This window comes from Bradyrhizobium sp. AZCC 2262 (assembly GCF_036924535.1).
GTDB lineage: Bacteria > Pseudomonadota > Alphaproteobacteria > Rhizobiales > Xanthobacteraceae > Bradyrhizobium.
Map to the genome: position 1 here is coordinate 5,709,481 of NZ_JAZHRT010000001.1, position 17,586 is coordinate 5,727,066.

Annotated in this window: 17 protein-coding genes; 3 read left to right on the forward strand and 14 right to left on the reverse strand. The window is 61.2% G+C overall.

Annotation, left to right across the window (positions count from 1 at the left end):
- Positions 1-15: 15 nt before the first annotated feature.
- The 10 genes from V1283_RS26825 to V1283_RS26870 all read right to left on the reverse strand — a co-directional run bounded on the left by V1283_RS26825 (position 16) and on the right by V1283_RS26870 (position 10,227).
- Complete coding sequence (locus V1283_RS26825) at positions 16-789, reverse strand: enoyl-CoA hydratase-related protein (protein WP_334389568.1); 774 nt, start codon at positions 787-789, stop codon at positions 16-18.
- A gap of 30 nt (positions 790-819) precedes the next feature.
- Positions 820-1,437, reverse strand: a complete 618-nt coding sequence (locus tag V1283_RS26830; protein WP_334389570.1) for a TetR/AcrR family transcriptional regulator — start codon at positions 1,435-1,437, stop codon at positions 820-822.
- Positions 1,438-1,494: 57 nt separating this feature from the next.
- Entirely contained in the window at positions 1,495-2,199 is a 705-nt protein-coding gene (locus V1283_RS26835; protein ID WP_334389571.1) for an SDR family NAD(P)-dependent oxidoreductase, read from the reverse strand.
- A gap of 146 nt (positions 2,200-2,345) precedes the next feature.
- Entirely contained in the window at positions 2,346-3,170 is an 825-nt protein-coding gene (locus V1283_RS26840; protein ID WP_334389572.1) for an enoyl-CoA hydratase-related protein, read from the reverse strand.
- A 76-nt stretch (positions 3,171-3,246) separates the two neighbouring features.
- Entirely contained in the window at positions 3,247-4,251 is a 1,005-nt protein-coding gene (locus tag V1283_RS26845) for an NAD(P)H-dependent flavin oxidoreductase (RefSeq protein ID WP_334389573.1), read from the reverse strand.
- A 54-nt stretch (positions 4,252-4,305) separates the two neighbouring features.
- Positions 4,306-5,493, reverse strand: a complete 1,188-nt coding sequence (locus V1283_RS26850) for an acetyl-CoA C-acyltransferase (protein ID WP_334389575.1) — start codon at positions 5,491-5,493, stop codon at positions 4,306-4,308.
- Positions 5,494-5,541: 48 nt separating this feature from the next.
- The gene (locus V1283_RS26855; protein WP_334389576.1) at positions 5,542-6,672 is read right to left on the reverse strand and encodes an acyl-CoA dehydrogenase family protein; all 1,131 of its coding nucleotides are present in this window, start codon (positions 6,670-6,672) and stop codon (positions 5,542-5,544) included.
- A 21-nt stretch (positions 6,673-6,693) separates the two neighbouring features.
- Entirely contained in the window at positions 6,694-7,875 is a 1,182-nt protein-coding gene (locus tag V1283_RS26860; protein WP_334389577.1) for an acyl-CoA dehydrogenase family protein, read from the reverse strand.
- 13 nt (positions 7,876-7,888) lie between these two features.
- Positions 7,889-8,626: an SDR family oxidoreductase gene (locus tag V1283_RS26865; protein ID WP_334389578.1), complete on the reverse strand. Its 738-nt coding sequence runs from the start codon at positions 8,624-8,626 to the stop codon at positions 7,889-7,891.
- A 26-nt stretch (positions 8,627-8,652) separates the two neighbouring features.
- Positions 8,653-10,227 (reverse strand): class I adenylate-forming enzyme family protein, encoded by a 1,575-nt coding sequence (locus V1283_RS26870; RefSeq protein ID WP_334393183.1) that lies wholly within the window; start codon positions 10,225-10,227, stop codon positions 8,653-8,655.
- Positions 10,228-10,473: 246 nt separating this feature from the next.
- Between V1283_RS26870 and V1283_RS26875 the strand changes: the two genes are divergently transcribed.
- Positions 10,474-11,217, forward strand: a complete 744-nt coding sequence (locus V1283_RS26875) for an SDR family NAD(P)-dependent oxidoreductase (protein WP_334389579.1) — start codon at positions 10,474-10,476, stop codon at positions 11,215-11,217.
- A 1-nt stretch (position 11,218) separates the two neighbouring features.
- On the forward strand, positions 11,219-11,896 hold the full coding sequence (locus tag V1283_RS26880) for a glutathione S-transferase family protein (RefSeq protein ID WP_334389580.1): 678 nt from the start codon (positions 11,219-11,221) through the stop codon (positions 11,894-11,896).
- Positions 11,897-11,927: 31 nt separating this feature from the next.
- Here V1283_RS26880 and V1283_RS26885 read toward each other — a convergent pair whose 3' ends face one another.
- Entirely contained in the window at positions 11,928-13,127 is a 1,200-nt protein-coding gene (locus V1283_RS26885; RefSeq protein WP_334389581.1) for a CaiB/BaiF CoA transferase family protein, read from the reverse strand.
- Positions 13,128-13,248: 121 nt separating this feature from the next.
- Complete coding sequence (locus V1283_RS26890; RefSeq protein ID WP_334389582.1) at positions 13,249-13,887, reverse strand: 2-hydroxychromene-2-carboxylate isomerase; 639 nt, start codon at positions 13,885-13,887, stop codon at positions 13,249-13,251.
- Positions 13,888-14,139: 252 nt separating this feature from the next.
- Between V1283_RS26890 and V1283_RS26895 the strand changes: the two genes are divergently transcribed.
- On the forward strand, positions 14,140-14,652 hold the full coding sequence (locus V1283_RS26895) for a winged helix-turn-helix transcriptional regulator (RefSeq protein ID WP_334389583.1): 513 nt from the start codon (positions 14,140-14,142) through the stop codon (positions 14,650-14,652).
- A gap of 88 nt (positions 14,653-14,740) precedes the next feature.
- On the opposite strand, the gene V1283_RS26900 is transcribed toward V1283_RS26895, so the two are convergent.
- Together V1283_RS26900 and V1283_RS26905 are read right to left on the reverse strand one after the other, a co-directional pair.
- A complete protein-coding gene (locus V1283_RS26900; RefSeq protein WP_334389584.1) occupies positions 14,741-16,375 on the reverse strand; it encodes a long-chain-fatty-acid--CoA ligase in 1,635 nt (544 codons plus the stop codon).
- 5 nt (positions 16,376-16,380) lie between these two features.
- A complete protein-coding gene (locus V1283_RS26905; RefSeq protein WP_334389585.1) occupies positions 16,381-17,580 on the reverse strand; it encodes an ABC transporter substrate-binding protein in 1,200 nt (399 codons plus the stop codon).
- Positions 17,581-17,586 lie beyond the last annotated feature (6 nt).

The following is a 17,586-nucleotide window of genomic DNA, read 5'->3' on the forward strand; positions in this document are numbered from 1 at the left end:
CAATCGGACGGCGGCTTAGCGCGCGACCTTCGAAAAGTCGGGCTTGCGGCGCTCGGCAAACGCCGCGAATGCCTCGCGGGCTTCACCGGTCTGCAGGCGTTCGCGGAACAACGCGCCTTCCCGGCTGATTTGAGCGGCGATCCTGTCCATGTCGCGCATCAACGCCTTGGTGTGGTTCAGTGAACCGGCCGGCCGTTTGGTCAGAGCCTCGGCCGCCGCCCGAGCCCTGGCGCGCAATTCCGCCGCCGGCACGACGGCGTTGGCCAATCCGCAGCTCAAGGCTGTAGCCGCGTCGAGCGGTTCACCCAGCGCAAACATCGCATAGGCGCGGACGTGCCCGATCCGCGCAGGCAGCAGCCAGCTCGAGGCTGCTTCAGGAACCAGCGCCAGATTGACGAACGGCGTGATCAGTTTTGCGGTGTCGGCCAGGAATACCAGGTCGCAGTGGAGCAGCATCGTGGTCCCACCGCCAACGGCGTTGCCCTGCACGGCGGCAATGAGCGGACGGGTGGCCTTGCCGAGGTTGCCGATGAACCGATGCGCCTGGGGCTCACCGGTGGCCGTGCCATTGGCTTGGGCGCTGAAATCAGCCAGGTCGTTTCCGGCGGTAAAGCTGTCGCCGTCGCCCTGGAACAGAACCACACGGACCGCCGGATCCTTCTCCGCCCGCTCCAGCCCATCCGACATGGCGCTGTACATGGCGTTGCTCAGTGCGTTCTTCTTGTCGGCGCGAGCCAGCGTCAAGGTCATGATGCCTTCGGCGACCTCGGTCTTCACATGCTCCGTCATGATCGTTCCTTTCCAAATTCTTTTCTTTGTCTAGCGACCACATTTTCCGCGTGGCTTGCCCGACTTCCGGAGCGGCGATTGACTGCGCAGCGCTTGCCGCCCGGCCTCGAGAATGTCGCCGGACAGCGTCTTGTCGCCGGCTGCGCGCGCGAGCACGATCGAGCCCAACATGGTTGCAAGCGTGCTGGTAGCGATCTGTCGTGCCTCCCCCGGTGGTTCTTCCGTGAATAGCAGCGCGATCGAATCGATCATCTCCTCGAACTTCCTCGCGAAGTTCTGGCGCACCTTCGGGCTTGAACGCGCGATATCAGCGCCCAAGGCCGGAAGCACACAACCGCGGGCCCGATTGTCACGGTGGCGGGCGCTCAAATATCCGTCAACGAGCGCATCAAATCGCTTCTCGATGGGTAATGCCTCAAAGAGCTGCTGCCAATCGGCGACTGTTTGATCCATTGCGAGGGCGAACGCTTCGATAAAAAGGGCTTCGCGTGAATCGAAGTGAGAGTAGAATCCGCCATGTGTAAGACCAACGAGCTTCATCAAGTCGACCACGCTGATACCCTCGGCGCCGCTTTGGCGCAGGCCATAGGAGGCGTTCTCGACAATCCGGCTCCGGGTCTGCAGCCCGTGGCCTTTCACGTAGCGCATTGCCGGCTCCATGGAAAAGTCGGAAAAGGTCCGATGCCAACGCGACGCATTTTCATCTCACCATTTCTCGGCGAACGGACGAATCTCGGTAAGGAATGACCACGCCGAGCGGTCCTGATTGTACAGGTGCCACAGTTCGTCGGCGATTGCGGACGGCTTGATGAAGAACTCGTCCGGCGCGTCGCTCAGGCGTTCGCGCATGCGCGGCACGTCGATCACGGCGTCAATCAGGACATAAGCGACATGGATGCCGCGCGGTCCGAGATCGCGCGCGATCGACTCCGATAGAATGCGCTGGGCCGCCTTGGTCGGGGCAAAGCCAGCAAAGTTCGCCTTGCCGCGAATGGCTGAGGTATTGCCGGTGACGAGGATCGCGCCGTTGCCCGCCTTGATCATGTCCGGCGCCACTTCGCGCGCCAGATACAACAAGCCCATGACGTTCACTTGAAAATTCCGATCAAGCATCTCCGGCTCGATTTCAAGGAATGTCCCCCAACCGCCGCCCACCGCGTTGTGGATGAGGACATTGGGAGAACCATACGATTTGCGTATGTTGGCAACCGCATCCGCAACCTCGGCCTCGCGCGAGACATCGCAGATCACCGCATGGGTGTCCGGAAGTTCCTGTTCCAACGCGCGGATGCGATCCGGCGAGCGGGCCAAGGCAATGACGCGAAATCCTCCGGCAGCAAAACGCCGCACGATCGCGGACCCGGTGCCGGGGCCGACACCTGTGACAATGGCAATCGGCTTGTCAGCCATGGCGGCGGCCCCTCCAGCATCCATGTCGATCGAATACGATTTGAGAAGGCATTGCCGCACCACGCATCGGTTGCAATCGCGGTTATATTAGATGATTATCGTCATACAACGCAACGGCAATCGGCGCGTCCTTTCGTCGAGAGGCGCTATTGCCCGACGAAGGCAGGTTTTCGTTTGTCGATAAAGGCGCGCACGGCTTCCTTGTGGTCGGTCGTCCGCGCGGACCGAACCATGTTTTCGGCCTCCTGATCCATTGAATCCAGGAAGTCGGAATTCACGGCGTGGTCGAGATTGTCCTTGATGCGGGCCAATGCGATCGACGGCCCCTCGGCCAACGACCTTGCGAGCGCAAAAGCCGTCTCGCGGAGCTCGGCGTCGGGCACGACGCGATTGACGAGGCCGAGGGTCTCGCAGCGGCGCGCGGCAATCCGTTCCGACAGGAACATCAGTTCCCGTGCCCGCGATGTTCCGACCAGCCGGGTCAGCAACCACGTAATGCCGTAGTCTCCGGTCAACCCGATGCGGGCGTAGCCGGTGGCCATGATCGCGGATTCAGCGGCAATGCGGATGTCGCAGGCCAGCGCCAGCGCCAGCCCTGCGCCCGCCGCGGGTCCTGGAAGCGCTGCAATCGTCGGCTTTCGTACCGCCACCAGCGCCCCGGTCAAGGTGCGCTGCTTGGTTCGCAAATCGGCAACGCGTTCTTCGAAGGTAATTTCTGCCTTGTTGCTGTTGCCCATGCCCTTGACGTCGCCGCCGGCGCAAAAGGCAGTGCCCGCCCCTGATATCAACAGCGCGCCGACGTTTGAGTCGTCGCCACACTGTTTGATCATCCGCCGCAGCGCGGGCGTGAGGTGGTCGGAAAGCGCATTGCGCGCTTCGGGACGGTTGAGCGTGATCAGCGCGACCCGGTCGCGGATTTCGCACAACAGCTCGCCGGTTCCGGTGTCGATCTCGATCCGACCTTCTGCCATCTCAACCGCTCCCGTTGCTGCCCGCGATGCCCATCTCCGGCATCGCGATCACCGACCATTCACGCATCGCGACGGGTCACGCGACCCGCAACGCTGCCTTGCTGTCTGCGCCAACAAATCCCGCTAGCCGATCCATGATGATGCGCTCAGCGTCTGCCATGATGCGATCGATTAGTTCCTTGACCGTTGGAACGTCCTTGATCAGGCCCACCACCATCCCGCAGCTCCAGGCGCCGGCATCCATCTCGCCGTCGATCATGACCTTGGGATAGACGCCCGCGACCTCGTTATGGATGTCGGCGATCTGCAGCTTGGCGCCTTTTTCGCGCTCGATCTCGATCAGGCGATCGACGCCCTTGTTCTTCAGCACGCGCTCGGTGTTCCGGAGCGCCCGCATCACCAGCCTTGTGTCGAGTTCGGTAGCGGCCACCAGCGCCTGTTTGACGTTGTCGTGCACCGGCGCTTCCTTGGTGGCGATGAAGCGCGTCCCCATGTTCATGCCGGCGGCGCCGAGCGCAAGCGCCGCAACCAGGCTTCGCGCATCGGCCATGCCGCCCGACGCCACGAAGGGAATCTTCAATTCTTCGGCCGCGCGCGGCAGCAGAATCATGTTGGGCATATCGTCCTCGCCGGGATGCCCGCCGCACTCGAAGCCGTCGACGCTGACGGCGTCGCAGCCGATCTGCTCGGCCTTCAGGGAATGCCGAACCGAGGTGCATTTGTGGATCACCTTGATGCCGCCCGCCTTCAGCGCCGGCATATATTGCTCGGGACTGCGCCCGGCCGTCTCGACGATCTTAATGCCGCCTTCCCTGATGGCGGCGATATATTCCGGATAGGGCGGCGCGCTGAAGGTCGGCAGAAAGGTCAGGTTCACGCCAAACGGCTTGTCCGTCAGGTCGTGACACCGCGCGATCTCCTTGGCCAGTAATTCCGGCGTCTTCTGCGTCAAGCCGGTGATGATGCCGAGACCACCGGCATTCGACACCGCTGCCGCAAGCTCGGCAAATCCCACATAATGCATTCCGCCCTGGATGATCGGATGTTCAATGCCGAACATCTCGGTAATTGCTGTCTTCACGCGCGCCTCCAATATGTTTTTGAGCTCTGAACTCTACCGGCTTGCAGCCGGGGTTCAATGGACGATTTCAAGGAGGCCTGCAGCTCCCATGCCGCCGCCGACACACATTGTGACGACAGCATATTTCGCCTTGCGTCGCCGGCCCTCGATCAGCGCGTGGCCGGTCAGACGCGCGCCGGTCATGCCGTAGGGATGGCCGACCGCAATCGAACCACCATTGACGTTGAGCTTTTCCGGATCGATCCCCAATTTGTCGCGACAGTAGATCACCTGCACCGCGAATGCCTCGTTCAGCTCCCAGAGATCGATATCGTCAACGGACAATCCATGCCGCTTGAGAAGCCGCGGCACGGCGTAGACCGGACCGACCCCCATCTCGTCGGGTTCACAGCCCGCCGCGACAAAACCGCGGAAGATGCCGAGCGGCTTGAGGCCCTTCTTTGCCGCGAGCTTGTCGCTCATGATGACGGCGGCGCTGGCGCCGTCCGAAAGCTGGCTGGCATTGCCGCCGGTGATCGTAAAGCCCGGCCCCTTGGCCGGCTTGACACCTGCAAGACCTTCCGCGGTCGTGTCGGGACGCGGCCCCTCATCCGTCGAAAGCGTCACGTGCTTGTACGATACCGTGCCCGTGACCTTGTCCGTCACCGCCATGGCGGTCCTGATCGGTGCCAATTCGTCGTTGAAGCGGCCGCCCTGCTGGGCCGACGCCGTCCGGCGCTGGCTCTCAAGGCTGTACTCGTCCTGGCGCTCCCGCGAGATGTCGTAACGCTTCGCGACGATTTCGGCGGTGTCGAGCATCGCGATGTAAGCATCGCCTTTCATCGCGAGCAGCTCCGGATCGACGGCATGAAAGCCGTTCATCTGGTTGTTCTGCACCAGACTGATGGATTCACCGCCACCGCCGATGGCAACCTCCACGCCATCGAACAGCACTGACCTTGCAGCCAACGCGATCGCCTGAAGTCCGGATGCGCATTGGCGATCGATCGTCGTTCCGGCGACCGTCACCGGAAGTCCGGCGCGGAGCAACGCCTTGCGCGCAATGTTGGTGCCGGTGGTACCCTGTTGCATGGCACACCCCATCACGACGTCCTCGACCTCGGCACCCTCGATTTTCGCCCGCGACAACGCCTCGGAAATGGCGTGACCGAGCAAGGTCGCACCTTCGGTATGGTTCAGTGCACCCTTGTAGGCCTTGCCAATCGGTGTACGGGCGGTCGATACGATCACGGCATCCGTCATCATTCACCTCTGGTTGGACGCGACATCGACTGCCACGTCGAAAAAACGCTAAGCCTGTTGCGCATACCACATCAGATGGTAGGTCGGGTCGCCATACTGGGTGTTGATGGACGCGATCCGCTTGAAGTAGTGACCGACGTTCAATTCGTCGCTCATACCCATGCCGCCGTGAAGCTGCACCGCCTGCTCGGCAATGAACCGTGCGGCATTGCCGACCTTCGATTTGGCGCCGGATGCCAGCTTCGATCCGTGCGGTTCTTTCGCCGCGAGGCTCAGATTCAGATGCTGCGTGAACGAGACCGCCTCCTCGAGGGCGATGAACATATCGACCATGCGATGCTGCAGCACCTGGAACGTCCCGAGCGCAGCGCCGAACTGCTTGCGCGTCCGGCTGTATTCGAGCGTCGACGAATTCAGTTCCGTCATCGCGCCGACAGCTTCCGCACACAGCGCCGCGATGGCGCGGGCGCGGCACGCCTCCAGTATGGCGACACCCTCCCCTTCGGTTCCCAGCAACTGGCCGGCCGGCACCCGCACATTCATCAGCGTCATTTCAGCGGCGCGCCGGCCGTCGATCGTCCGGAAGCCCTGCAAGTGAAGATTGGGCGAATGACGATCGACCACAAAGAGACTGACCCCGCTACGATCGCGCGGGCCGCCCGATGTCCGCGCCGAGACGATCAATTTGTCGGCCCACGGCGCTCCGATTACCGCCGCCTTGGTACCGCTTAAAACGTAGCTTTCACCCTGACGCCGCGCTGTCGTATCGACATTGCTGAAATCGTAACGCGAGCGCGCCTCCGCCCAGCCCAGCGCCCAAATGGATTCGCCGGCCATGATCTGCGGCAGATACGCTTCGCGTTGCGCCGGCGTGCCGGCGTCCTCGATCAGGCCGCCTGCGAGCACCACCGTCTCGAAGAACGGTTCGACCACGAGGTTGCGCCCGAACTCCTGCATCACGATCATCGTCGCCAGCGGTCCGCCGCCAAGGCCACCGGAACTTTCCTGGAACGGCGCGGCACACAGGCCGAGTTCGGCAAAGGCATTCCAGTGCTTGCGGCTAAAGCCTTCGTCGGTCGCGACGATCTTGCGGCGCGCGTCGAAATCGTACTGATCCCGCAGCAGTCGTTGAACGCTGCCACGAAGCAATTCCTGTTCTTCCGTCAACTGAATGTCCATCGGACGCCTCGTTCACTGCCGTTAAAGTCCCAGCACCGCTTTCGCGATGATGTTGCGCTGGATCTCGTTCGACCCGCCATAGATGCTGAGCTTGCGTGAATTCAAATACTTCTCGGACGCGGTATGCCCGTAATCCGGCCCGGGCATAAAGCGATTGGCGCTCACCGGATGCTCGCGGATCGCAAGACCGTAATTGCCGATCGCCTGATGGGTCAGATCGGTAATGCGCTGGAATATCTCGGTGCCCCGGATCTTGAACAGCGAGGCCGCCGGCCCCGGATCGATGCCGCGCGACATCTGGGCAACAACGCGCAACTCCGTCGCCTCCAGGGCCAGCAAATCAAGCTCGACGCGCGCAATGTCCTTGATGAACTCTCCGAAGGATGGATCGTCCTCGGCAATTTCGGTCTTTACGATCCGCTTAAGCCGGTTCAGGTAGCGCGTCGAACGGCCGATGCCGGCCATGCTGGTACGTTCGTTGCTAAGCAAAAACTTCGCGTAAGTCCAACCCTTGTTTTCCTCACCGATCAGATTCTCGACCGGAACGCGCACCTCTTCGAGGAACACGTCGTTGACCTCGTGCGATCCGTCGATGGTGATGATCGGGCGCACGGTAACGCCCGGCGACTTCATGTCGATCAGGAGGAACGATATGCCGGCCTGCGGCTTTGCCGCGGTGTCGGTGCGCACCAAGCAGAAGATCCAGTCGGCGTGCTGGGCCAGTGTGGTCCAGGTCTTGTGACCGTTGACGATGTAGTAATCACCGTCCCGCACCGCCTTGGTTCGGACCGAGGCAAGGTCGGAGCCGGAGCCCGGCTCCGAGTAGCCCTGGCACCACCAATCCTCGCCCGACAGAATCCGCGGCAGAAACTTCTTCTTCTGCGCGTCGTTGCCGAACGTGTAGATCACCGGACCGACCATGGTGACGCTGAACGCCAGCGGCGGCAGCGTTCCGGCGCGCGAGGTCTCCTGTTCGAACACAAAGCGTTGCGTGATCGACCAGCCGGGCCCGCCATATTCCTTCGGCCACAGCGGCGCGATCCATCCCTTGTTGTGAAGGATGCGGTGCCACAGCAGCATCTGCTCCTTGGTCAGGTCGGTCTCGGGATTGGGAACGCGCATTTCCGATGGATAATTCTCCGCGATGAAGGCGCGCACTTCGTCGCGAAACGCGGCATCTTCGCTGGAAAGGTTGAGTTCCACCGTGACGCTCCTGCTACCACTTCTCGCCGAAGGGACGTATTTCGAGCTCAAAGGTCCAGGCACTGCGCGGCTGCTGGTAGAGCAGCCAATAGGATTCGGCGACCGACGCTGGTGGCATCAGCAGATCGGGATCATTAAGCGCATCCGGCCCCAGAGCCTCGATCCGCCGCTGTCGCACCCATTCCGTGTCCACGCCGGAGTCGATAATGAGGTGGGCGACGTGAATATTCTTCGGCCCGAGTTCGCGCGCGGTCGCTTGCGCCACGGCGCGCAGGCCGAACTTGGCACTGGCGAAGGCCGCATAGCCGGACCCGCCGCGCAGGGACGCGGTCGCGCCGGTGAAGAAAATATTGCCCTTGCCTCGCGGCAGCATCAGGCGAGCCGCTTCGCGACCGGCAAGAAAACCGGAATAGCAGGCCATTTCCCAGACTTTTCGAAACACGCGCTCCGTGGTCTCGACGATCGGGAAGTTGACGTTGGCGCCAATGTTGAAAATGCAGACCTCGAGCGGCGCATGCTTGTCGGCGTCGCCGAGGAAGGAGGTGATTTCCTCCTCCTTTCGCGCATCGAGCGAACGGGCGTGGATTTCTCCCCCCGCCGCTTCGATTTCCTTCACCAGCGGCTCGAGCTTGGCGCCGTTGCGCCGCCCGGCAAACACCGTGAAGCCTTCGGAAGCGAACTTCTTGGCGATCTCGCCGCCGATATAGTCACCGGCGCCGATCACGGCCACGGTCGCGTTTCTCTTCTGCAAAGCTGTTCTCCCGGTCAATCTGGCAGTTACGAATGTCGGCTGGCGATCGCCGGCTCGGTCCTTGACGCAGTGCCCTGCAAGGACTCCGCAAGCTTGTGCTTCAGGATCTTGCCGGTCGAGGTTGCCGGCAACGCATCGAGCACGAAGATCGCCGACGGCCGCTTGTACGAAGTCAATTGCGGGTTGATGAACGCCGACAGATCGGCGGGCGTCACCTTCGACCCCTGGATCAGTTGCACAAAGGCGACGACTTCCTCGTTGCCGTCGACGGAGCGGCCCACCACGGCGGACTGCACGACATCCTTGTGCGAACTGAGGACGGCCTCGACCTCCGCCGGATAGACGTTGAAACCCGACCGGATGATCATTTCCTTGGTGCGGCCGACGATATAGAGGCAGTCGCCATCGAAGCGCGCAAGATCGCCGGTATTGAACCATCCCTCGCTATCGATGGCCTTCGCCGTCAGGTCGGGCGCGCGATAATAGCCACGCATGACGTTTCGCCCCCGGACGTGAAGCTCGCCAATCTCCCCCCTCGCCACCGGAATGCCATCGACAGTCCTGATGCGGGCCTCGACGCCCGGCAGCAGCGTTCCAACGGCCTGATCGCTGCGCGGCGTATCAAAGCGAACCCCCGATATTCCCGGCGAGCATTCGGTGATGCCATAGCCGTTGGATAGCGGCAGGCCGAGCTCCCGTTCGACGCGCGACTTCAGTTCGAGATCGAGTGGCGCGCCCGCCACCGCAATCAGCCGCAGCGATCCCGGATCTAAATGCCTCAGACCTGCCACTGCCTTGTATTCCAAAAGGCGCTGATAGGTCGCAGGCACGCCGCAGAGAATGGTGATTCCTTCTTCGGCGATCGCCTTGGCGAGCGCTGCGGGATCGTACTTGCTTACCAGGCGGACTGTCCCGCCGACCATCAGGGTCATGATCAGCAACGAGATGCCGACAATGTGTGAGATTGGCAGCACGACATATACCTTGTCGCCGGCACCCATTCGGCGGAAATGCGCGGTGGTCTTCGCGCTGACGAGCAGGTTTTCGTGCGTAAGCATCACGCCCTTCGGCGTACCCGTTGTTCCCGATGTGTAGATCAGCACGGCGACCTGTTTCGCCGCTTCCTTCTCGACCGGTTCAGCTACGGCCGCTTCGTTCATCGGGCCGACGTCGACCGCCATCAAGGCTCCGAGCCGCCATACCTCCGCGCCATAACGCTGCGCGTGAGCCGCGGCTTCCTTCGAAACCTCCGAAGAAAAAAGCATTCGCCGCGCACCGCTGTGATCGCGGATCTGGTCCAGTTCGCGCGCCGAGAGTCTGGGATTGGCGACGATCGCCCATGCGTCAATCCGGCTCGCCGCCAGAAGCAGCGCAGCAAGAGCGATGCAGTTTTCGCTGACGATAACTATACGATCGCCCGTCCTGACACCGAGCGATTTGAGACCAGCGGCGACATCTACGACCGCTCGATCCAGCTCTCGATAGCTCCAGGAGGCACCATCTTCGATCAGCGCCGCGCGGTGGGGAGATGCGGCAACGTGCCGGTCAATGACCTCATGCATGCGGCGTGGAAGCCCAGCGGCAATCTCGCCGATATCCATCGCTTCCGGCACTTTCGCCCTCCCACGTCTATCAAGCTGCCTGTTCGCGCGGCCTTATCGTCGACCTCAATTAACGTTCTTTTTTAGAACTCGTCAATCGATTTCTGCGCACGCCATTTTTCGACTTGGTCAGGAACCGTGACTTACCCCCATAGCGTATTGGCTGTGGCGGGTCCGCTGTTTACAGGCGGCCTAAACCGGGATACTTATTTAAGTACCAAATAAGAACTAATGGGAGGCGGAAAGATGACGGCAAGTCGTGGTGTAGCGATCCTCGTAGGGGCCGGCGATGCCATCGGCGCCGCTGTCGCCCGCCGTTTTGCCACGGGTGGCTATACGGTTTGCATCTGCCGGCGCGACGCAGCCAAATCCCAGGAACTGATCGACGAGCTGAAGGCCGCGGGTCACGATGCCCACGCGTTCAGCATCGACGCCCGTCAGGAAGCCGAAGTTCAGAGCCTGTTTGCCGACGTCGAGAAGAATATCGGCCCGATCGAGGTCTGCCTCTTCAATGCCGGATCGAACGTCAACAAGCCGCTGCTGGACACCACCGAGAAGCTGTTCTTCAAGGCGTGGGAGCTTGCATGTTACGGCGGGTTTCTGGTCGGACGCGAGGCCGCGCGCTACATGCTTCCCCGTGGCCGCGGCACGATTTTCTTTACCGGAGCGACCGCCAGCATCCGTGGCGGACAGGGTTTTGCAGCGTTTTCGTCAGCGAAATTCGGGCTTCGTGCGGTGGCTCAGGCGATGGCACGCGAGCTCGGCCCCAAGAATATCCACGTCGTGCATCTGCTGATCGACGCCGGCGTGGACAGCGAAGCCATCCACCAGCGCATGAAAGCGGCGAAAGGGATCGAGGCCAGCGATATCCCCGCCGACAGCCTGACGAAGACATCGTCGATCGCCGACGCCTATTGGTTCGCCCACCAGCAAACCCGGGACGGCTGGACCCATGAACTCGATCTACGTCCCTCCGTGGAGAAATGGTAACATGGGCGCCGCACCGGACCTGACCCTGTGGGGGGTTGGCACGAGCCGCACGATCCGGCCACATTGGGCGATGCACGAGCTGGCGCTGTCTTATAAGACGAAGCCGATCGGGCCGCGGACCGGCGAGACCAAGACCGCCGAATACACCAGACTGAATCCCCGGCAGAAAGTCCCGCTGCTGCAGGACGGCGACTTCTGTATCGGCGAAAGTGCGGCGATCGTTGCCTACCTTTCTCGGATGTATTCAACGCCCGAACGCGCGCTGATACCCGAAACGCCGCGCGAATATGCCGCCTGGCTGGAGTGGTGCTTCTTCGTCGTGGCCGAGTTGGATTCCACCAGCCTTTACGTGATGCGAAGGCACCGGGCCGATGCGCTTGGACCGATCTACGGCGTTGCGCCCGAGGTGGTCGCCAAGGCCGGCGAGTATTTTCGCGAGCAGTTGCGCCATGTTGAAGTCGCACTGGCAGATGGCCGGCAGTTCCTGATGGGCGACAAGTTCACCAGCGCCGACATCCTGCTGACGACATGTCTGGATTGGGCGATCGCTTACGGCGTCGGCATTTGCGACAACGCCCAGCCCTATCTCGAACGCATGCAGGCGCGAGACGCCTATCAGCTCGCCAAGGTGGCGAACGTGCCACTGGCGCCAGTCACGCCGGTGGCACAGAAAAGCTGACAACCGGCATCAATTGCGCGCAGCGCTTTGCCTAGACCGCTACGCGAACCGAGCGATCTCCGACCATCTTGTCGATGGCGCCGTCGTCATAGCCCAGCTCGCGCAACGCGTCGCGTGAGTGCTCGCCGACACGGGGCGCCGGCCCTCCGATCGCGGCTTGATTGATCTCGAAACGCGCGGCGGGCTTTGGTTGCCGCACCCGTCCAACCATCGGCTGATCGAACTCCACGATGAGATCGCGTGCGACGACCTGCTTGTTATGAATGATCTCGCCACGGCGCAGGATCGGCGCGCAGGGCACATCGGCGGCATCCAGCCGTTCCAGCCATTCGGCCGTCGTATGTTGCGCAATGTATTCGGCCATCTTGTTGATGCGGGCGGTGGCGTTGACTGACCGGGCCGACGGCGTCGCGAACCGCGCATCCTTGGCGAGTTCCGGATCGCCCGACGCCTTGCAGAAGCCCTGCCATTCGGAATCCGAGATGGTGCCGGCGGTGATGTAGCCATCGCTGGTCTTGAACACCAGATCCGGACGATCGTTGGGATCGGCCGCCGTGGTTTCCGCGCCGACCACGGTGTACTGCATCATGCCTTCCGGCCACAGATACGAGATCATGGCGTCCAGCATCGCGACCTGGATGTGATCGCCCTGCCCGGTCTTCTCGCGGGCGTACAGCGCCGACGACACCGCCTGCGCGGTAAACACGGCGGTGGTCTTGTCGCAAACGATGGTGCGGATCATCTGCGGGCGATTGGTCACCGGCTGCGACTGAATGTCGGCGAAACCGGAAAGGCCCTGGATGATCGGATCGTAAACCCGCTTCTTCACATAGGGTCCGGTATCACCGACGCCGCTGATCGAAACATAGATCAGGCGCGGATGGCGCGCCCGCAATTCGTCCGCACCGAGGCCGAGGCGCTCCATGGCGCCGGGCCGGAAATTCTGCACCAGGACGTCGGCCTGCGCCACCAGCTTGGCGAGGACCTCGCGGCCGACCGTGCTTTTGACGTCGATCGACAGCGAGCGTTTGCCGCGGTTGGAGGAAATGAACAGCGCGGAAAATTCGCCACCCTTGTCGATGGTGGCACGGCTGCGGCGCGTGATATCGCCGCCGATCGGCTCGATCTTGAGCACGTCGGCGCCCTGATCGGCCAGGAACATGGTCGCGAATGGACCCGACACCACGCCGGTGAGATCAAGGACACGAACCCCAGTGAGTGGACCCGACATGATGCTCTCCCTTGATCAAATTTGGACCTCGTCATTGCGAGGAGCGAAGCGACGAAGCAATCCATTCTTCCTTTATGCGGCGCGATGGATTGCTTCGCTTCGCTCGCAAGGACGCACCCAATCAGGCCGTTCTGGCGGCAAGATGACGGGTCTGTTCGACGATCGATTCCTCGACGTCGCGAAGCTGGTCCTTGCCGAAGAACATCTCCTTGCCGACAAAGAACGTCGGCGACCCGAATGCGCCACGGCTGACCGCGTCGTTCGTCACATCAAGCAATCGTTTCTTGACGTCATCCTGCTGCGCACGCGCCATCAGCCGTTCAATATCGATCCCGGATGCGGTAAATGCGCTTTTGAAGACCGTAACGTCGTCCATCTTCTTCGGTTCTTCCCACATGTGATGGTAGGCGACACGGAAATACGGCTCGAACAGGCCTTCGAACTGGGCCGCGACGGCGCCCCGCATCAGCATCAGCGTATTGACCGGGAAGAACGGATTTGAACGGAATTTCGTGATGTTGTGGCGACGAATAAAGCGTTGGGTCTCCAGCGCCTGATACTCCGGCTTGTTCTTGATCCCACGAAGTGACTCGGCCGGCGACATATTATTGGTCGCCTTGTAAATTCCACCGAGCAGAACCGGAACATATTCGAATTTCACGCCGGTGCGCCGTTCGATCGCCGGCAGCGCCAGCTCCGCCAGATAGGCATTCGGGCTTCCAAAATCGAACTGAAATTCCACTTTCAGGGGACTGACCACCGGCGTTCTCCTCGGGCGCACGCGTTGTTGATTCAGAGGCTGGTAAACCTAACCAGCAGCCGTGCCTTGGCTACAAATTGTTCATACAGTTCTAAAAACGAACTGTCAAATAGAGCCTGTTTCTGGTAGATTATTGTAACAATAAGGGGCACTTGGGTGATTGTTTCATTCTGAGTACCTATTTAGAATGGCATGACGGCATCGGTTCCGTCGTTCGATTCGATATGCCGTACGTCACTGGAGAGCGCAGGAATGAAGTGGGATGAACTTGAGGAAGAGCCGTGTTCGCTGGCCCGCACCATCGGTGTGATTGGCGATCGCTGGAGCCTTCTGATCCTGCGGGAATGTTTTCTGCGCACGCGACGATTCGAGGGGTTTCAGTCCGCACTCGGCATCACCCGCCACCTGCTCGCTGAACGGCTGAAGAAGCTGGTCCGGCAGGGTGTGCTGCGGCGCATCCCTTACCAGGAGTCGCCCAAACGCCACGAATACATCCTCACCCAAAAGGGCCTTGATCTCTATCCGGTGATGATGGCGCTGGTCCATTGGGGCGATACCCACATGGTCGACGAACGCGGACGGCCGCTGCTGCACGAACACCGCAACTGCGGGAAGATGTTCGATCCCGTGATGGTGTGCTCCGAATGCAACGAACCGCTGCTTGCCAAGCAGGTTCATACCCATCCGGGTCCCGGCGCGCGCGATCCCTCGGCACGACGAGCCGCCGACAAGCCGGCCAAAGCCAAGGCCGGCAAGGCAGCCTGACGCGCCTCTTCCAGCGAGCCGCTTCCGGGCGCCAATGTACCTGCGCGCTTCGCGATCGTTGCCGGTCGCGGGGCGACCTCCAGCATTCTCACGCGGTCGACCTCGCCATCGACGCATAATGGTCGGCAAAGCGCCGGCGCAACTCCATCTTCTGGATTTTGCCGGTTGCCCCGTAGCTGAGCGCATCGACGAAAACGACATCGTCGGGCATCCACCATTTGGCGATCTTGCCGTCCAGAAAGGCTGTAATCGAATGCGCGGTCACAGTCGCGCCGGCCAGCGGCACGACAACGAGCAACGGCCTCTCCTCCCACTTCGGATGGGGAACGCCGATTACCGCGGCTTCGGCCACGCCCGGACATCCCATGGTCAGGTTCTCGACGTCGATCGAACTGATCCACTCGCCGCCTGACTTGATGACATCCTTGGCCCGGTCGGTAAGCCGGACGGTATTGTCGTCATCAAGGACAGCAACGTCGCCGCTGTCGAACCAGCCGTCCTGGAGCAGAGGTTTATCGTCGCGGTAGTAGCCGCTGATGATCCAGGGCCCGCGAACCATAAGCCGGCCGGCAGATTTGCTATCGCGCGGCATCTCGTTGCCGAACTCGTCGGCGATCTTCAGGTCGACGCCATAAAGCGGGTGCCCTTGCGTGGTCTTTCTGGCGATTTGCTCCGGCGGCGAGAGCTTCGCCGTCCGCCGCGATGGTTGCGGAGACGTTCCGCTTGGGCTGGTTTCCGTCATCCCCCAGACGTGGTTTACCGCAACGCCTAGCCGTTCGAACCCTTCTATCATACGGGGTGCGGGGGCTGATCCCGCCACCGCGATGCGCTTCAACGTACCGGCGCCGCGCCCCTGTTCCTCAAAATGCTTCAGCAGATTGTTGTAAAGCGTCGGGACGCCCGCAGTCACGGTGACGCCCTCGCCTTCAATCAACTCGGCAATGCTGGCGGCATCTAGTTTGGGGCCAGGCAGTACAAGTTTGGCTCCCACCATCGGCGCCGCATGGGTAAAGCCCCAGGCACCGTTGGCATGAAACATCGGCGTCATCGGCAGGATCGTGTCCTGCGCTACGAATCCAAAACCGCAGGCTCCACCAAGGGTGAGCGCATGCAGCACGTCCGACCGATGGGAATACAGCACGCCCTTGGGATTGCCGGTTGTCCCTGACGTATAGAACAACGACGATGCCGACAGTTCGTCGAAGACCGGCCATTCGAACCCACTGTCGCCCGAGCTGATGAAATCCTCGTAGCATACAAGGTTGGGCAAGCGGTTCGCCGGCATCGATGACCGGTCCACCATGAGGACAAACAGGCCGACGGTCGGCCATTCATGGGCCAGCTTCTCGACGAGAGGAAGAAAAGAACTGTCGAAGCACAGCACGCGGTCTTCGGCGTGGTTCACAATGTAGGAGATCTGGCTCGGGATCAGTCGCGGATTGATCGCATGCCACACCGCGCCAAGACCGATGACGCCGTGCTCGATCTCGAAGTGCCGGAAATTGTTCCAGGCAAGCGTGGCGACCCGGTCGCCCGGCGCGACGCCATGCCGGCGCAGCGTATCGGCTAGTTTCCGCGTACGATGCGCCGCATCTCCATAGGTGTATCGATGGATCGGGCCTTCGACGGTACGTGAGACGATCTCGGTGCCGGAATGAAAGCGATCCGCATGCTTCAGCAGCGACGAAAGCAACAATGGCTGATTTTGCATCAGTCCTTTCATGGCCGTCACTCGGAAGCAGCGTCGAGAACGTCACCGAACAATTCCCAACTGGTGCCGTTCCAGCGCTGAAGCCGCATCTGCGTCCAGACCATGTTGTTCATCGCACTGGTGTTCACCTTGATGCCGGGCAAGGCGGTGGCAATCTCGACGTCCTTCAATGACTTGGCCTGGCGGAGAATATTGGCCCGCGACAGATCATCGCCGCACTGCTTCAGGATTTGCTCGAGCAGGATGCCCTGCTGATAGCCGGTCAGATAGCTCGTGTTCGAAATGTCGGCACCCGGTAGGTATTTTTCAAAGAACGCAAGATAGGCCTTCATGCCCTCATCGTTGGTCCATTTCGGATCGGTGGGATCCTTGTTCGTGGTACCGACGATCACGCCGACCGACTTGTCGAGGCCGGCAGGCTTCAGCGTGCCTGCGATCGAGCTTGACGGAAAATCGATGATCACCGTTGGCTTCCAGCCGATTTCAGCGGCCTTGCGGATGGCCTGGGCCGCGAATTTTGGCGTGCCCGCGATAAAGAACGCCTCCGCGCCTGAGCTCTTCAGATTGACGACCTGCGAATCGACCGTCGGTTCGGTGACTTCGTAAGCCGCGGTCACGACCCGCTTTTCGAAATCGCTTTTCAGAAACGTACGGAACGCATTGACATAATCTTTTCCGAGATCGTCGTTCTGGTAGAGGATCGCATACTTGCCGGTCGGTACCGTCCTGGTTAGGTATTTGGCGTAGATCTGTCCTTCGACATCGTAGCTGACGAGCCCGGTTATCGTCAGGGGATAATCCTGGACGTTGGTGAACTTGCTCGAGCCGGAGACGATCGCGATACTGGGGACGCCCTTCACGGCCAGGTATTTCGCCGTCGCCGTGTTTCCGGGTGTGCCGAGCTGGCTGAAAATGAATGACACCTCGTCGCCATCCACAAGCTTGCGGATATGCTCGACCGACTTTGGCGGGCTATAGGCGTCGTCCATCGCGATGTAATTAATCTTGCGGCCATTGATGCCGCCGCGGTCATTGATCAATTGAACGTAGGCAAGAACGCCCTTGCCGACGAGGCCAATCGATGACGCCGGTCCACTGAAGGGAAAAACGCCACCGATCTTGATTTCGGTCGCCGTGACGCCCGGTGTATCTGCGGCAAACGCCGGTGCAGACAGCGCGAGCACCAGCGCCAATGCAAGTTTTGACTTCCCGAACATGACTTC